The sequence below is a fragment of the Paucibacter sp. TC2R-5 genome (assembly GCF_025717605.1).
In the GTDB taxonomy this organism is placed as follows: Bacteria; Pseudomonadota; Gammaproteobacteria; order Burkholderiales; family Burkholderiaceae_C; genus Paucibacter_A; species Paucibacter_A albus.
On sequence record NZ_JAJIRQ010000002.1, the window covers coordinates 185,591 to 201,879 of the forward strand.

The 16,289-nt window shown below is 63.3% G+C and carries 16 protein-coding genes; 11 read left to right on the forward strand and 5 right to left on the reverse strand.

Going from position 1 to position 16,289, the window contains the following annotated elements:
* Positions 1-86: 86 nt before the first annotated feature.
* The gene (locus LNV08_RS04480) at positions 87-683 is read left to right on the forward strand and encodes a GNAT family N-acetyltransferase (RefSeq protein WP_263532469.1); all 597 of its coding nucleotides are present in this window, start codon (positions 87-89) and stop codon (positions 681-683) included.
* Positions 684-693: 10 nt separating this feature from the next.
* Here the strand turns inward: LNV08_RS04480 and LNV08_RS04485 are convergent, their stop codons facing one another.
* Both LNV08_RS04485 and LNV08_RS04490 read right to left on the reverse strand, forming a co-directional pair.
* Entirely contained in the window at positions 694-1,155 is a 462-nt protein-coding gene (locus LNV08_RS04485; RefSeq protein WP_263532470.1) for a TerB family tellurite resistance protein, read from the reverse strand.
* An 82-nt stretch (positions 1,156-1,237) separates the two neighbouring features.
* Positions 1,238-1,954 (reverse strand): VC0807 family protein, encoded by a 717-nt coding sequence (locus LNV08_RS04490; RefSeq protein ID WP_263532471.1) that lies wholly within the window; start codon positions 1,952-1,954, stop codon positions 1,238-1,240.
* Positions 1,955-2,578: 624 nt separating this feature from the next.
* Between LNV08_RS04490 and LNV08_RS04495 the strand changes: the two genes are divergently transcribed.
* From LNV08_RS04495 to LNV08_RS04515, 5 genes are all read left to right on the forward strand, one after another.
* Positions 2,579-2,842 carry a hypothetical protein gene (locus LNV08_RS04495; RefSeq protein ID WP_263532472.1) on the forward strand — a complete coding sequence of 88 codons (264 nt, stop codon included), beginning with the start codon at positions 2,579-2,581 and terminating at the stop codon, positions 2,840-2,842.
* A 168-nt stretch (positions 2,843-3,010) separates the two neighbouring features.
* Positions 3,011-3,382, forward strand: a complete 372-nt coding sequence (locus LNV08_RS04500) for an HPF/RaiA family ribosome-associated protein (RefSeq protein ID WP_263532473.1) — start codon at positions 3,011-3,013, stop codon at positions 3,380-3,382.
* A gap of 54 nt (positions 3,383-3,436) precedes the next feature.
* Positions 3,437-4,042, forward strand: a complete 606-nt coding sequence (locus LNV08_RS04505) for a class I SAM-dependent methyltransferase (protein ID WP_263532474.1) — start codon at positions 3,437-3,439, stop codon at positions 4,040-4,042.
* A gap of 25 nt (positions 4,043-4,067) precedes the next feature.
* Positions 4,068-4,463: a nuclear transport factor 2 family protein gene (locus LNV08_RS04510; RefSeq protein WP_263532475.1), complete on the forward strand. Its 396-nt coding sequence runs from the start codon at positions 4,068-4,070 to the stop codon at positions 4,461-4,463.
* A gap of 38 nt (positions 4,464-4,501) precedes the next feature.
* Complete coding sequence (locus tag LNV08_RS04515) at positions 4,502-5,710, forward strand: MFS transporter (protein ID WP_263532476.1); 1,209 nt, start codon at positions 4,502-4,504, stop codon at positions 5,708-5,710.
* A 3-nt stretch (positions 5,711-5,713) separates the two neighbouring features.
* Here LNV08_RS04515 and LNV08_RS04520 read toward each other — a convergent pair whose 3' ends face one another.
* Positions 5,714-6,487 carry a hypothetical protein gene (locus LNV08_RS04520; RefSeq protein ID WP_263532477.1) on the reverse strand — a complete coding sequence of 258 codons (774 nt, stop codon included), beginning with the start codon at positions 6,485-6,487 and terminating at the stop codon, positions 5,714-5,716.
* 118 nt (positions 6,488-6,605) lie between these two features.
* A complete protein-coding gene (locus tag LNV08_RS04525; protein WP_263532478.1) occupies positions 6,606-7,346 on the reverse strand; it encodes a hypothetical protein in 741 nt (246 codons plus the stop codon).
* A 267-nt stretch (positions 7,347-7,613) separates the two neighbouring features.
* Here LNV08_RS04525 and LNV08_RS04530 point away from each other — a divergent pair, with 267 nt between their 5' ends.
* The 4 genes from LNV08_RS04530 to fabI are packed head-to-tail and all read left to right on the forward strand — an operon-like array spanning position 7,614 to position 12,864.
* Positions 7,614-9,851 (forward strand): DUF3141 domain-containing protein, encoded by a 2,238-nt coding sequence (locus LNV08_RS04530; RefSeq protein WP_263532479.1) that lies wholly within the window; start codon positions 7,614-7,616, stop codon positions 9,849-9,851.
* Positions 9,844-10,827, forward strand: coding sequence for a phosphate acetyltransferase (locus LNV08_RS04535; protein ID WP_263532480.1), 984 nt, complete (start codon positions 9,844-9,846; stop codon positions 10,825-10,827). The genes LNV08_RS04530 and LNV08_RS04535 overlap by 8 nt, the downstream gene beginning before the upstream one ends.
* Entirely contained in the window at positions 10,824-12,086 is a 1,263-nt protein-coding gene (locus LNV08_RS04540) for an acetate/propionate family kinase (protein WP_263532481.1), read from the forward strand. The genes LNV08_RS04535 and LNV08_RS04540 overlap by 4 nt, the downstream gene beginning before the upstream one ends.
* Entirely contained in the window at positions 12,067-12,864 is a 798-nt protein-coding gene (gene fabI, locus LNV08_RS04545; protein ID WP_263532482.1) for an enoyl-ACP reductase FabI, read from the forward strand. The genes LNV08_RS04540 and fabI overlap by 20 nt, the downstream gene beginning before the upstream one ends.
* Before the next feature lie 119 nt (positions 12,865-12,983).
* Here the strand turns inward: fabI and LNV08_RS04550 are convergent, their stop codons facing one another.
* Positions 12,984-14,141, reverse strand: a complete 1,158-nt coding sequence (locus LNV08_RS04550) for a PEP-CTERM sorting domain-containing protein (protein ID WP_263532483.1) — start codon at positions 14,139-14,141, stop codon at positions 12,984-12,986.
* 324 nt (positions 14,142-14,465) lie between these two features.
* Between LNV08_RS04550 and LNV08_RS04555 the strand changes: the two genes are divergently transcribed.
* Complete coding sequence (locus LNV08_RS04555) at positions 14,466-16,055, forward strand: thioredoxin family protein (RefSeq protein WP_263532484.1); 1,590 nt, start codon at positions 14,466-14,468, stop codon at positions 16,053-16,055.
* Positions 16,056-16,289 lie beyond the last annotated feature (234 nt).

The following is a 16,289-nucleotide window of genomic DNA, read 5'->3' on the forward strand; positions in this document are numbered from 1 at the left end:
GACAGCAAGCGTCGAAGCTGAGCGAGCACGGGCTGGCACCTGGCCGCAAGGCAAAATCAAGCCGCCTCATTCCAGCGTCCACACCCATGAAGCCTTTCGACCTGCCCTGCCCGCCTGATCTGCTATGCACGGAGTTGCAGCTTGAGGACATACCGGCCCTGCAGGTTTTCTTCGACGCCAATCCCGAGTACTTTCTTGCAGTTGGGGGCGAGCCTGCAGCCCCAAACTTGGCGAATGAGGAATTCCATGAACTTCCGCCGCCCGAACTCAGCTACAAGCGAACCTACTACCTCGCCTTTGTGCCGACCACAGCGGCCGAGCCTTGGCGCGCGATTGCCCAGCTCACCAGCGATCTGATGGCCGAGGGTGTCTGCCATATCGGCCTGTTCATTGTCGCCACGTCGCGTCATGGGCAAGGCGACGCGCAAGCCTTGTTCGAATGCATCGAGCGCTGGGCGGCCAGCCAGGGGGCGCGCTGGTTGCGCCTGGGTGTGGTCGTTGGCAACGTCAGGGCTGAGCGCTTTTGGGCCTCCCAGGGTTTTGTCGAACTGCGTCAGCGCCACGGCGTGCCCAGCGGGTCACGGCTGAACAGCATCCGCGTGATGCTGAAGCCCTTGGCCGGCGCCACGCAGGCCGAGTATCTGGCCTTGGTCGCCCGCGACCGGCCCGATGCTCAACTCTGAAAGCTGACGGCTAATCGCTCAAACCAGCGGCAGCCTGGGCGCGCATACGGGCATGAATATAAGCACCTTGCGGAATGTGCAACAGGTCAGCGATCCGCCACATCACATGGCGCTCATGCTCGCTGAGGTGGCCGTCGGCATAGGCTACATCCCACATGAATTCGATCATGCGCAGCTTTTGCGGCATCTCGAAATTCTCATTGATGCGGGAAGTGAAAGCGAACCAGTCGCTGGCGGTCTTGGCCTGGATTTCCGCCAACTCGCTCAGTCGCGCGGCTTCGTCCTCGCTCAATCCGAATTTGGCGCGCAGCCCGGCCAGCACCGCCGCGCGCTCGGCAGCATGGAAGCTGGCAGCGGCCCGCATCACTTCCACCAACATGACTGCGGTCGCGAGCTGCAAGGCATGTTCTTCGTCAGCGGCACCGGGCGGCGGCGGCAACAGGCCGTCCAGCAGGTTTTTGAGTGTCTTCATCAACATGGGCGCCATCATGACATGGGCGCGTATGCTGGCTCCGTCGCAAGGGCGCTCCACCGGAAAAGCGCGCGCCCTCGGCTCACTGCGGATGCAAGCATTCCTCCAGCGTCAAGCCGGTCATCTGCCGAATGCCGCGCGCGAGGTAGAACAGCACGCCCATGGTCAGCAACATCGAGGGGATGGCGATCATCGGCCAGCTGAGCAAGTTCATACGGCCAAGTTCGGTGTTGAACTGCTCGCTACCGGCCGGGCTGTGCACGATCCAGACCGCCAGCACATAGTTCATCACGCTGGAGAACGCGAAGCTGCCGGCCAGCATCAGCGTGCCCAGTTTGAGCCGCCGCTCAAAGGCCGCCGTGGCGCCACGCTCGGCCAGCGCTGCTTCAATATGCGGCACATTCATGATCGCTGGGTTGAACACCATCAAACGCACCAAGGGTTTTTTTCCGAGCATCGACAGCAAGATCGCAATGGCGATGACCCCCGGCACGGCGGCCTCTTTGATGGCCAACCAGCGTGTATCCAATGCCAGCAGCGCAATCCCGCCTGTCAGCAAGGTGCTGGCCACACCTAAGGCGGCCATCCAACTGAAACGTCGCTCGCGCAGACCGCTGTAAGCGGCCCAAGCGAGCGGAAACGCCAAAGCCAGCAGCAGCGCGCCGACATTGCCCAGTCGCTCTGGGTTGCTCGTCCACATCAGCACCAAAGAAGGCAACAGCACGGCAATCAAAAGCTCGGCCATGGTGTTGCCGGGGCGGGCGGCTGGGGTGGGCGCAGAAGCAGGCTTGGCCGACATAGATGGGAGCTGAGTAGAGAAAAATAGGAAAGGAGAAGGTGAAAATCACCAAAACTTGACTCTAAATCATCAAGTCCTATGAGCGCTACCGCACAAACACTGGGGTGGACACACAGCGCACTGAAGAAAAAAAGACCGGCCCCAAGGCCGGTCCATCTCAACTAGGCACTACCTGCAGCCATCTTCTATTGCGCTTGCTGGCTTCGCATCCCCCTGTCTCAAGGGGGTTTCAAGGCAAACGTGATTTGAATCACAGCTTTGTCAAAGCCAGCAACGAGAAGTGCCTGCCGAAAAGCGAAGCGGCCTTGCGAATTGGATTCTTGCCTAGGGGCAACGCATGCAGCCTATCGGGCACCTGCGTCCCCAAGCGGCTACCGCGCTGCGCCAAGGCAGCCATGGCCGCCATGGCGAATTTCATATTTTCTTCAGAACAGATCTTGCCCAGCGCTCGCACAGTCAAGGCTTGGACGAACAGCCTTGTGTTTGCGATTGGGGCCACTGCCAGGAGCCCGCAAGGCAGGCACTTTTGAAACGTTGAAATAGCCCTTCAACGCGTTCAAGCGAGCTCAAGGCCGGGCGCTCAATCGAGCCATTGACCTGTCGACGCATGAAAGGAAAGCCACCATGAATACTGACTCCGAATTCGGTGACCAAGCCCGCTGGCACCTGACGATCGCGATGGCCCTGGCCGGCGCTGCGGCGCTCTTGCTCATTGCCAGCAACAGCGCGGACGAACCAAACCAGAACACGCAGCTATTGCTCGATCCTCCGTCGGCCGGTGCGATCGCAACCGCCTCGGCCATGGACAGCCCGGTGCCCTCGGCCAGCGAGGTGTTCGCCGTCACAGCATCGGCGCAGACCCCGGATGAGCTGCCCGAGGGCTTTTGACGCGGGGCTCTTGGTTTTACATGAATCGGCCCAAGTTGAAGTTTGAGCGCTCAAGCTCTGTTAGTCTGAGGCTGAGCTTAGGCAAGCCGGGCCGGGTGCAAGGAGGGCACAAGCGGCAGCTGTTGGGCAGCCTGTATTTCGCTCGTTCACTTGAAAGGGAAAGCATTCATGCAAGTTCTGCTCCAAACCGATTCGAATATTGAAGCCAGCCAGCAAATGGCTGACCACCTCAAGAGCGTCGCCAAGGACGCCCTCGACCGCTTCGGCGAGCGCATCACGCGCGTCGAGGCCCATCTCGCCGATGTGAACGGACACTCGAAAACGGCCGACAACGACATCCACTGCACGCTCGAAGCCCGCCTGACCGGCCTGGAGCCAGTGATCGTCAAAGAAAGTGCAGGCAGCGCCCATCAAGCCATCGACGGGGCCATGCGTAAACTCAAACGCGCCGTCGCCGGTGCGCTTGAAAAACACGAGCCGCGCAGCCACCGCACACCGGGCGAGGCGCTCGCCGCAGCGGACGAAGATTTACCCGCCTAAGCAAACAACACCAGCCCGCTTCGAGCGGGCTTTTTTTCGAAAGCCATTGCATTGATGCTCGAAGACGTCCCCAGCCCGATCGATCTGCGCCAACCCGCCGACGCTCAGCAATGGGCGGCCACAGCCTTGAGCAAACGCCCCGACCGGCCCGAGTTTTTTGCCTACTTCGAGCGCTTGATTGGCTCCAAGCCATGCCGCGCGCTGGAACTGGGCTCGGGCCCCGGCTTTCTGGCCCGACACCTGCTCAGCGCACTGCCCAAGCTTGACTATGTCGCGCTGGACTTTTCAGCCGCCATGCATGACTTGGCGCGCAAACGCCTGGGGGCTCTCACCGCGCGCGTGCGGTTCGTCGAACGCAGCTTCAAGGAGGGCGACTGGTCGCAAGACCTGAGTCAGTTCGACTTTGTGCTGACCCATCAGGCGGTGCATGAACTGCGCCACAAGCGTTATGCCGCCGCGCTTCACAGGCAGGTGCGGGCCTTGCTCGCGCCTGACGGCGCCTATCTGGTCTGCGATCACTTTGCCGGCGTGGGCGGCATGAGCAATGACCAGCTCTATATGACGATCGACGAGCAAGCCGCGGCGCTGGCAGAGGCGGGCTTTGCGGCGGTCGAACTTTTGCTGTGCAAAGGCGGTTTGGCCCTGTACCGCGCCAGCTGAGAGCCGCTGCGGCTATGCTGCCTCTATGCCAAGAAGAATTCCTATCGACTCAGTTCAAGAAACGCTGCAAGCGCTTGAATGCGAGCTGCATCAACCCAAGGCCAGGGCCGACGCCGGGCGTTTGGCTGAGTTGCTGCACGCCGACTTCCGCGAGTTCGGCCGCTCCGGGCGGGCCTACAACCGCGCCGAGATAATGGCCAGCTTGACGGCCGAAACAAAGCCGGTCACGGTACAAGCGCAGGATTTCAAGCTGACGGTACTCGGCCTTGACGTCTATTTACTCAGTTATCGATCGGCGCATCTGACGCCGGACGGCGGGCTGGTGCATCACACAAATCGCAGCTCGATCTGGCGGCTGACAGCTGCCGGCTGGCAGATGGTGTTTCATCAAGGCACGCCGACCGCTGAGTTTGGCGCTTAGCCCCCGAGCAGCAAACAAGCAAGCGATCGGGCGCACGCATGTCCCAAGCATCCGAACCGGCACCACACCCCCGTCCGCGCTTGCCCGCCGCCATCTGGATGCTGGGTTTTGTCAGCCTGTTGATGGATGTCTCCTCCGAGATGATCCACAGCCTGCTGCCGCTGTTCATGGTCGGCAGCTTGGGCGCCTCGGCCTTCACGGTCGGGCTGATCGAGGGCGCCGCCGAGGCCACGGCGCTGATCGTCAAGGTCTTCTCCGGGGTCTTGAGCGACTATCTGGGGCGCCGCAAGGGCCTGGCCTTGTTGGGCTATGGCCTGGGTGCGGCCACCAAGCCCGTCTTTGCGCTGGCCGGCGGCGTCGGCTGGATCATCGCGGCGCGCCTGACCGACCGGGTCGGCAAGGGCATTCGCGGTGCGCCACGCGACGCGCTGGTGGCCGATCTGGCGCCAGCCGCCTTGCGCGGCGCGGCCTTTGGCCTGCGCCAATCGTTGGACTCGATCGGCGCGGTGCTGGGGCCGCTGCTGGCGGTGGGCTTGATGCTGCTGTGGGCGAATGATTTCCGGGCGGTGTTCTGGGTGGCGGTAATTCCGGGCGTTATGGCCGTCGCCTTGCTGGCTTTCGGCGTCCACGAACCAAAGGCCGTCGCCAGCGAGAAGCGCCACAACCCGATCAGTCGGGCCAATCTGCGCCAACTCTCCCCGGCCTATTGGTGGGTGGTATTGATAGGCGCGCTGTTCACCTTGGCGCGTTTCAGCGAGGCCTTTTTGGTCTTGCGGGCGCAGCAGAGCGGCCTGACGCTGGCCTTAATCCCGCTGGTGATGGTGGCGATGAACCTGATTTACTCGGCCAGCGCCTACCCCTTCGGCAAGTTGTCCGACCGCGTCAGCCACAGGGCGCTGCTGGCGCTCGGTTTGCTGGTTTTGCTGGCGGCCGATTTGCTATTGGCCAGCAGCACGCAGCTGGCGGCCTTGCTGGGCGGCGTGTTGCTCTGGGGCGTACACATGGGCATCACGCAAGGCCTGCTGGCCACGCTGGTGGCTGACACCGCACCGGCGCATTTGCGCGGCACGGCCTACGGCTTTTTCAACCTGCTCAGCGGCGTTGCCATGCTGCTGGCCAGCGCCTTGGCGGGCCTGCTGTGGGATGGCTGGGGTGCGGAAGCGACGTTTTATGCAGGCGCCGTGATGTGCGTGCTGACGCTGCTTGTTTTGTTGGTTAGGCAGCCAGCGGCCGTCAAGCCCGGCTAACAATTACTGCGGGCCGCGATGCAACATCAAGCCGGCAATCGCACAAGTCATCACCTCACGCTGGGGCGCAGGCAGGCGCTCATGCAGCCAAACGGTGCCGGGGTAGTTGAGGCCCAACGCAGCCACAGCGCCTTGCGGGCCATCGACGCGGTAGCCATGGAAGGGCTCATCGGCTGGGATCAATTGCCCCCGGTCGCCATAACGCCCCACCCGGTAGGACTGGCCGTCCACATGGATGGCCAGGCTCAGCGAGGTCGAGCTGCTGCGCCCTTGAACGGACTGATCACCGGCAATGCTCAGCTTGGACTCGTGCCCATCACTGTTGCTGCCGCCGCCATTGCACACGCAGCTGAACAAGCTACGCCCCTGCTCTTGCTCCATGCCGAACTTGGGGGTGCTGCTGCGCTCTTGGCTGCGGCTTTCGCAACGGCCGATCAACTCGGTCTGGCCGCTAGGCCCGCCGACGAGGCGGTAGCTGAAGCCGCTGCGCTTGTTTTCGGTCTTGACCCCATTGATGGTTGTCGAGTTGGCGGAGCTGCTGCCCTTGCCCTGAACACCTGTCACGCGGTAGGGCCCCAGGTCGAAGGACTCATCCACCAGCACGCCGGTCAGGCGGCTGCGGTTTGCCGCCGGCAAGACCTGGCTCTGGCCGGCAAAGTCATGCGGCGTGACCAAAGGGGCGGTGCTGGCGCATGCCGTCAGCAGCATCAGGCTCATGACCATGGTCGATCCCAAGGCCGAAGCCGAGAACTTGTGGTGTTTCGCGATGTTCTTCATTGGGAGACTCATAAAGAGGGGCTGATGGGCAGGCACTGTAGCGACCGCGGCCCGTTCAGGCCAAGCCCACGCCAGAAGTATCGAAATGCGCCCCCCGGCATGTCAAAACCCAGACCTTTCATGAGCCTGCGTGCAAGAGCAGGCCCGCCAGCGCGCAGCTCACCGCTGCTCTTTGCGAGGCCGGCAAGTTGTCGTGCAGCCAGACTTGGCCTGGAGAGAAAAGCCCCACCGCCGCCGCCGGCCCGCCCGCTGAGTCGAAACGGAAGCCGACAAAGGCGCGTCCGTCCTCAGAGGTGTCACCCATCAGGTCAAAAGGCCGGCCGGTGAGGCTCTGTCCATTGACCCTGAGCTGAACCCGCTCGGGCAACCAAGCATCCTCGATCTGCCAGCTGGAGGCGCTCGCCAGCTCCAGCTGCGCATGGGTTTGCGGGCCTTGGCAATCGCATTTCAGCCCAAAGCTCGCCTGCAGCGGGATCTGATTGCCCCACACCGGCAGCCGGGTTTCGCCTTCCCTGCGCTCGCAGCGACCCTGCACCCGCTCCTGCGGGCCTTGCAGCTGGAAGGAAAAGCCGTCCGCCGTTTTACCCCAGCTCAAGGGTCCCAGGCTCAGGCTGCTTTGGCTGCTCGCCAGATCGCGTCGGACCTCGGCCACGCGATAAGGGCCCAGGTCGAAAGATTCATTGGTGAACAAGCCGCTGCCCGCTTGGCGCTGGCTCGCCGCCCAGGCCTCGCTATGCCCGTCAAACCCTCGCGGTGCGTTGACGGCGATCGGGGCCACGGTGCCGCAGGCGCTCAACAGCAGGGGCGCGACAAGGCCAATCCATAGGATGGGGCCGGAAAAGCGTGCGGTTGTCTTCATGGTGAATGTTCTTTGGCTGGGCCAAGCAACTGACTGTGGCGCCATCCTAGGCCGGCCGTCATGCCGGCCCTAGCGCCCTCTTGCAGGTCGCATTTGCCGGCGCCGACGGTAGCGCTTGACGAGACTTTTGGCCGGGGCTGGGCCGATCGACCGTCCGCCCGACAGACATATGGGCGCAACAAAAAAATTGCAGAATTCATTTTGCTGCGCTGCACAATAGCGTGGCCACCGCTTCTTTTTCTGGCTGGCTGCATGACTGGAATACCGATGTTCAATCAGAATTTTTTCGCCGCCACGGGCCCGAGCTGGGTCGAGAACCTGCCTGCGAAGCACGCGCTAACTTATTGGATTGACGCATGGCAGCGCTCGGTGCTGACGCTGGACGTGCTGCGCGAACGCGGCAATGTCTACGCCCAGCATGCCAAGTCGGGCAAGCCGCCGGTGCTGGTGTTCGACTTTGAAACCATCCTGGACGCGCGCGACTTCGAGCTGCCGGCCAACTACGCGTTGGTGCGCATCACGCCGCCGGCCGAACACCCGACTGATCCCGCCAAGCGGCCATTTGTTGTCATCGACCCGCGCGCCGGCCATGGCCCCGGCATCGGCGGCTTCAAGCCCGACAGTGAGATCGGCATAGCCCTGCAGGCGGGCCACCCCTGCTACTTCTTCAGCTTCTTCCCCGAGCCCATGCCGGGCCAGACCATTGAGGCAGTGGCGCGTGCCGAGCTGAAGTTTCTGCAGCATGTAGGCGAGCTGCACCCAGGGGCCGAAGGCAAGCCCTTTGTGATTGGCAACTGCCAGGGCGGCTGGGCCTTGATGCTGCTGGCCGCCGCACAGCCGGAGTCCGTCGGGCCGATTCTGTTGGCCGGCGCGCCGGTGTCCTACTGGGCCGGCGTCGAGGGCAAGCATCCCATGCGTTACTCCGGCGGGCTGATGGGCGGCTCTTGGCTGGCCTCCTTGACGGGCGACCTCGGCAACGGCAAGTTCGATGGTGCGCATCTCGTCAGCAACTTCGAAAAACTCAACCCGGCCAACACCTACTGGAGCAAGCTCTACAACTTGTATGCGCAGGTCGACACCGAGCGCGAGCGCTTTCTGGACTTCGAGCGCTGGTGGGGTGGGCATTACCTGATGAACAAGGCCGAGATGGACTGGATCGTGCAGAACCTGTTCGTCGGCAACCGGCTCGCGCGCGGCGGCGTGCAGACGGCCGATGGCGCGGTGCAAATCGACCTGCGCAAAATCCGCGCGCCCATCATCGTGTTCGCCTCCTGGGGCGACAACATCACGCCGCCGCAGCAGGCGCTGAACTGGATTGCCGACCTCTACGCCGATACCAGCGAGATCCGCGCCCACGAGCAGACCATCGTCTACTGCTTGCATGAGAAGGTCGGCCATCTCGGCATCTTTGTGTCCGCCGGCGTGGCCAAAAAAGAAACGACCGAGATCGCCGCCGCGCTGGATCTGATCGATATGTTGCCGCCGGGCTTGTATGAAATGACCATCGAAGACACGGCGCCGGAGATGAGCCATCTGGAGCTGACCGACGGGCGCTATTTGTCGACCTTTCACCCGCGCGAGGTCAGCGACATTCTGGCGCTGGACGATGGCCGCGAAGATGAGCAGGCCTTTGACGTGGCACGCCGCGTGGCCGAAATCAACCAGGCCAATTACGACAAATTCCTCTCGCCGGTGGTGCGGGCCGTGGCCAACGAGCCCAGCGCCAAGCTGGCCCGCAAGCTCAACCCGGCGCGCATGGAGCGCTGGCTGGTGTCGGACAAGAACCCGGCACTGTGGCCGGTCAAGGCGGTCGCTGAGGCCGTGCGCCAGCAGCGCCGTCCGGTCGCCCCGGACAACCCCTTTGTGCTGGCCGAACAAGCTGGCTCGGCCTGGATCGAGCAGACGCTCAACAGCTACCGCGACGCACGCGACGCCGTGCAGGAGCAGTTGTTCCTGAGCATCTACAACTCGCCGCTGCTGAGCGCAGCCCTGCCGCAAGCAGAGCAGGCGCCTGAGCGGGCTGCCGTTCCCGCCCACACGCATGCATCCGATGAGGCCTGCATCGAGCAAGGCAGCGCGCTGGACGCCGGCATGCGCATGTTGATCCATATCGCCTCGGACGGCTCAGGGCTGGACGAGCGCCCGCTGCGCATGATGCAGCTGCTCTTGCAAGAAGCCCATGCCGCCGGCGAGACCTCGCTGACGCTGGCCGATCTGAAACGCTCGGCTAAAACCCAGCACCGCGCCTTGCTGCTCGACCGCAGCCGTGCCATCGCGGCGCTGCCGCAGATGCTGCCCGACCCCGCGCAGGCGCACAGCGCATTTGCCTTGGTGCGCAAGATTGCCCGCGCCCAAGGACCGCTCAGCGAGGCCCATGCGAAGCGCTTGGCGCAGCTGGAGCAAGCCTTGCACTTGCAGCCGGTCGTCGAGGCTTCAAGCGCATCAGCAGAGGCTGTGAGCGCGACCGAACCCACGCCAAACACAGGAGCAGCAGCACATGAGTGAACTCAAGCCGGGCGAAAAATACGAACGCCTGATTGCAGCCGTCAAAGACCTCCCGCCGGCCCTGACGGCCGTGGTCCATCCGGTTGACGCCGCTTCTTTGGCCGGCGCCATCGACGCAGCCAAGCTCGGGCTGATCACGCCCATCCTGGTCGGGCCACGCGATCGCATCGAAGCGGCTGCACGCGCCGCCGATCTGGACATCTCGCCTTACGACATCGTCGACGCACCGTTCAGCCACGCGTCCGCCGAGTTGGCCGTGGCCTTGTTGCGCGACGGCCGCGCCGAGCTGCTGATGAAGGGCAGCTTGCATACCGACGAGCTGATGGCCGCAGTGGTCAAACGCGACAGCGGCCTGCGCACCGAGCGGCGCATCAGCCATTGCTTCGTCATGGATGTGCCGCGCCACGCCAGCGCCTTGTTCATCACCGATGCGGCCATCAATATCGCGCCCAGCTTGCAGGACAAGGTTCATATCGTGCAGAACGCGATCGAGCTGGCCCATGCCCTGGGCATTGCCTGCCCCAAGGTGGCGATTCTGTCGGCGATGGAAACCGTCAACCCGAACGTGCCTTCCACCATCGAAGCGGCTGCCCTGTGCAAGATGGCCGATCGCGGCCAAATCACCGGCGGCCTGCTTGACGGCCCCCTGGCGCTGGACAACGCGATCAGCCCCGAGGCCGCCGCCATCAAGAAGATCGGCGGCCCGGTCGCCGGCAATGCCGACATCCTGGTCGTGCCCAATCTGGACGCCGGCAATATGTTGGCTAAAAGCCTGTCCTTTCTGGCCGAATCTGACGCCGCCGGCATCGTGCTGGGCGCCCGCGTGCCCATCATCCTGACCAGCCGCGCCGACTCCCTGCTGACTCGGCTGGCCTCCTGCGCGGTGGCGGTGCTGCTGGCGCGGCACAACAAGGCGCTGCAGGCTCAACAAACACAACAAAGCCTGCCCGGCTTGCCCGTGAAGGTCGCGCCATGAGCCTGCCGCACGGCAGCAGCCACGATGCACTGCTGGTGCTGAATGCCGGCTCGTCGAGCCTGAAGTTCAGCGTCTACCGGGTCGATGCTGACGAACAACTGCATCTGCTGGCCAGCGGCGGCATCGAGGAGCTGGGGGCGGCCGCGCATTTTTGGGCCAAGAATTCACGTGGCGAATTGCTCGGCGAGCAGCGCTGGCCCGGCCCCGCGCCAGCACCTGCACCTGGCCCCTTGGGGCATAGCGGCGCGATCGACTTCCTGACCGAGTGGCTGCGCGAGCACAACGGTGGCGGCATGCGTTTGATCGGCGTCGGTCACCGGGTCGTGCATGGCGGCCTCAGCCATTCGGCGCCCGAGCTCGTCACCACTGAACTGCTCAGTTATTTGCAGTCCCTGGTGCCGCTGGCGCCGCTGCATCAGCCACACAATTTGCTGGCGATTCGCTTGATTGCGCAGCGCCTGCCGGGCCTGCCCCAAGTGGCCTGCTTCGACACCGCCTTTCACCGCACGGCGCCTGCCGTATCGCAAGCTTTTGCGCTGCCGCCCACGATCACGGCCAAGGGAGTGCGGCGTTATGGCTTCCACGGCCTGAGCTATGAGTACATTGCACGCGCGCTGCCCGACTATGACGCGCAAGCGGCCGCCGGCAGGACCGTCGTGCTGCATCTGGGCAATGGCGCGAGCATGTGCGCGATGCAAGCCTGCAAGAGTGTTGCCAGCTCTATGGGCTTCACTGCCGTGGACGGCCTGGTGATGGGCAGCCGCTGCGGCAGCCTGGACCCCGGCGTGCTGCTCTATCTGATGGACGAGCTGAAGATGGATGCGCGCGCGGTGGAGCGCCTGCTGTACAAGGAGTCGGGCTTGCTGGGCGTATCCGGCATTTCCAGCGATATGCGCGCCTTGAGCGAAAGCCAAGACCCGCGCGCGATCGAAGCCATCGAGCTTTTTGTTTACCGCATAGGCCGCGAGTTAGGCTCGCTGGCCGCCGCACTGGGCGGGCTGGACGCCATCGTCTTCACCGCCGGCATCGGCGAGCACAGTGCACCGGTACGCGCAGCCATCTGCCGCGCCGCCGCCTGGCTGGGCGTCGAGCTGGATGAGGCCGCCAATCTGGCCGGCGGCCCGCGCATCAGCACAACAGGCAGCCGCTGCGCTGCCTGGGTCATCCCGACCAACGAAGAGCTCACCATCGCGCGCCACTGTCTGGCGCTGCTCAGCCAACAAGAGGAAGGCACCCGCCATGAACAACAGCACGCATGAACACGCCGGCATCAACCAACCATTGGCCGGCAAAAAGGCCTTGGTGGTGGGCATCGCCAATGATGCTTCGATTGCCTGGGGTTGTGCCCAAGCCTTTAAGGAACTGGGCGCCGAAGTCGCCGTGACCTTTTTGAACGAAAAGGCTCGCCCCCATGTCGAGCCCTTGGCGCGCGCCATCGAAGCGCCGCTGTGTTTGCCACTGGACGTCACCCAGCCGGGCCAGCTGGAGGCCGTTTTTGAGCAGATCGATGCGCGCTGGGGCCAGCTCGACATCGTCCTGCATTCAATCGCCTTTGCACCCAAAGACGATCTGCAAGGCGGCCTACTGAACTGCTCGGCCGAGGGCTTCGGCAAGGCGATGGATGTCTCCTGCCACTCCTTCATCCGCATGGCCAAGCTGGCCGCGCCCTTGATGACCGAGGGCGGCACTCTGTTTGCGATGAGCTATCACGGCGCCAACAAGGTCGTGCCGAACTACAACGTGATGGGCCCGGTCAAAGCCGCGCTGGAGGCCGCTTGCCGCTACCTGGCCTATGAGTTGGGCCACCAAGGCATCCGCGTACACGCCATCTCGCCCGGCCCGCTGAAGACCCGTGCGGCCTCGGGGCTGAAGGACTTTGAGGCGCTGCTGCACGACACAGAGCAGCGCGCGCCACTGGGCGAGCTGATAGACATCATGGACGTCGGCTACGCCTGCGCCTATATGGCCACCCGCTATGCGCGCCATATCTCGGGCAACACCAGCTATATCGATGGTGGGGCGAACATCATGGCGTGAGGGCCGCTCAAGGCCCGTCGCCCGATGGTTTTAGAAATGAGCGCGCCGCCCAAAAGGCGGCGCTTTTCAATCACTCCATCGCCCGCCAGCAGCGTTGGCGGGCACATTCACTGCATCAATCAGTCTTGCCGGCGGCGGCGTGTCACAAAGCCGATCACAAACAAACCGCTGAGCAGCATCGCGTAGGTTTCTGGCTCGGGTATCGGCGGTGTTCCGCCCCCACCACCGCCCATGCAGGACGACGTCGTGCACAAGCCACCGCCGCCGGTCACCACCCCGCCATAGTCGGCACCGGATTGCGCCAGAATCCGGATGCCGGTCGGCACTACAACCTTGGTCAGCATGACAGTGTTCTCGGCATCGGATATGCCATTGCCCGAAACCCAAGACTGCGCAAAAGAATCGACGTAGACGATCTCGCCGGTAGCGAAAGCTCGGTTGCCGCTGATTTCACCGGAGAAGCTGACGCCATCCGAGGAAACCAAAGTCATGCCAGCTGCGCCGCCCACGGTCAACGAGCCGGTGCCCAAGTAAGTGTGCCAACCGAACAAACTGCTGGACGCGTCATTCGAAAATGTTTGCGCCCACCAGCTGTCACTGCCGGCGTCATAGCCGCCATAAAACTGGGCGACGGTGTTGTTGCCGAAGTCCCGCTCATGCCAATAGAAGGTTGAGGTGCCATATGGCGCGCCGCTGCCACTGGTGCTCGCGCCCAGCGAGGCATGGATGTTGTAGCCCATGGTCAAGGCGCCGGCGCCACCGGCCGTTTGATAAATTTCCTCCCAGCGCGACTGCGAGTTGGCGTAGGCGCTGTTGTAGGACGAGAACGTTTGGGTCTGCTCAGGCGCGCCAGGAATGCAGTTGCCTGTGCCCGGGATGGTGGGGCAAAGTGTGGTGGAAGAGGAAGTGCTGGTTTGATCGAAGCCAGAGATCGACGCGTAAGTGTGATTGGCCCCCCAGGTCGTGCCTGCACGGGCATCAATTTGCACCGTCCATGGGCTGGTGATGTCACTGCCATAACGGCTCTGGCTGATCACCGCCGGCGCCGGCACAGCGGCTGTGGAAGTCCCGCTGTTGCCATCACCGCCGGAGTAAAACCACTGCGTGCTGTTGTACGTCGGCAGGGGATTGCCACCAATCGAAATATCAAGGCTGGTATTGGCGAAATACTCTCCCCACACATTGTTGCTGACGCGCGCCACTTGCGCCGAAGCATTGGCGCCAAGCACCAGCAACGCAGCGACCGTGATGATTTGAACCTTGAACCGTCGAGACATACTGTTTCCTTTCAAAACGCTGCGCCACACAGCAGAAAAAAGTTCGGCGGAGCGATCATAGGTACGCCAAGCGTAGACGCCCCCCCCTAGAACATAGGAGTTTGTCTTGGGTCAAGTCGAAGCCCAGGCTCGGCTAAACCTTCGTTGCTTGAGCTACAAGCGTGGCAGGGCAATGGTGCGCATCGTGGCCGGACTTTCGCCCATCGCTGTGCCTCTTCATAAGCTCAGTTGTTCTCCGTATATCGAGCGGCCCTGCCAGGCCGCACAATGCCGCCACCACTCTTTTTCAAATGGCCGCCCGACCCGGGTCGCCTGGACACGCGCATGAAGCTCTATTTGTCGACGCCCCGCACGGCCACCGCCGCCGCAGCTCTCAGCCTGGCTGCCCTGTTCTGCCAAGCACCCACCGTTCACGCGGCGGCTGCCGCCACCAGCCCCGGTGTGGCCTGGCAGGCCGCCAGCGCCGACGCCGATATTGAAAAGGCCTTCGCCCAGGCCCGCGCCGAGAAGAAGCCAGTGCTGCTCTACTGGGGCGCCAAATGGTGCCCACCTTGCAATCAATTGAAGGCGACGCTATTCAACCGGCAAGACTTCATCGAGCAAACCCAGGCCATAGTGCCGGTGCATATCGACGGTGACTCGCCCGGCGCGCAAAAGCTAGGCACTCGCTTCAAGGTGCGCGGCTACCCGACGATGATTTTGTTCAGCGCCGATGGCCGCGAAATCACGCGCCTGCCGGGCGAGATCGATGCGCCGCAGGTGATCAAGGTCTTGCAGCTGGGTCTGGCTGGCGGCCGGCCCGTTGGTGATGTCTTGGCCGACGCCAAGGCGGGCAAAAAGCTCAGCGCCAATGAATGGCGCTTGTTGGGCTTCTATTCCTGGGAAACGGGCGAGTCGCAACTGGTGCCTGCGGCCGAGCTACCGGCCTTGCTGGCGCAGCTGGCAGCGGCGTCCCAGGGGGTTGACGCTGAAACGACGACGCGGCTGTGGCTGAAGGCCTTGAGCGCCAGCAATGAAGGCAAGGGGCTGAAGCCCGACGCCAAGCTGGCGGACTTGGTGCACGGTGTGCTGGTCAGCCCAGCCGAGTCGCGCGCACAAATGGATGTATTGACCAACGGCGCGGCCGACATCGTCAAGACGCTAACGCCAGAAGCCGGCGCCGCCAGAACCAAGCTGCTGGGCGAGTTCGAAGTGGCGCTCAAACGCCTGGAAGCCGACACCGGCTTGTCACGCGCCGACCGCCTCGGTGCGCTGGGCGCCCGCCTGGACTTGGCTCGCCTGGACACGGCCAAGACCGAGCTGCACCCCAAACTCAGCCCGGCCCTGGTCAAGGAAGTCAAGGAAGCCGCAGCCAAAGCCGACCGCGAAATCACTGACGGCTACGAACGCCAAGCGGTGATCAGCTCGGCCGCCTATCTGCTGGGCCAGGCCGGCCAGTGGAAAGACAGCGACGACTTGCTCAAGAGCAGCCTCGCCAAGAGCCACTCGCCCTACTATCTGATGAGCCAGCTCGGCGGCAATGCCAAAAAGCAGGGCCGCAAAGACGAGGCGCTACGCTGGTACGAAGAGAGTTTCAACAAGAGCGAAGGCCCGGCCACTCGCTTGCAATGGGGGTCGGGCTATGTGGCCGCGCTGACCGAACTGGCGCCGCAAGACACCGCCCGCATCGAGAAAACCGCCGCGCAATTGTTAAGCGAGGCCGCGCAGGACAAGGGATCTTTCTACGAGCGCAGCGCCCGCTCTCTGCAAAAGGTCGGCAGCTCATTGGTCAAGTGGAACGCCGACGGCAAGCATGACGCGAGCATCGCCCGCCTGAAAACGCAGTTAGACGGCATCTGCACCAAGGTCGACACGGCTGACAAGCAGCGCGCTACCTGCGAGAGCTTGCTGAAGGCCCCGGGCAAGAAGGCCTGAGCGAGCGCCAGGGTCGGGTTGGCCTGCACCGTCGGGCAAATCTTCTGGGCTAGCTCGACGGTTGAGCGCACCATTCGTGCGTCGCCCAAATCGGCTTCCATCGCCAGCACAAAGCTCTTGTCGATCTTCAACTCGTCGACCGGCAGCCCCTTCAAATTAGCCAAAGAAGGGTAGCTGGCGCCATGCTGTGCCGGCATCGCAGTGATTCTGCAAGGCATCAATGCAAACTCATCT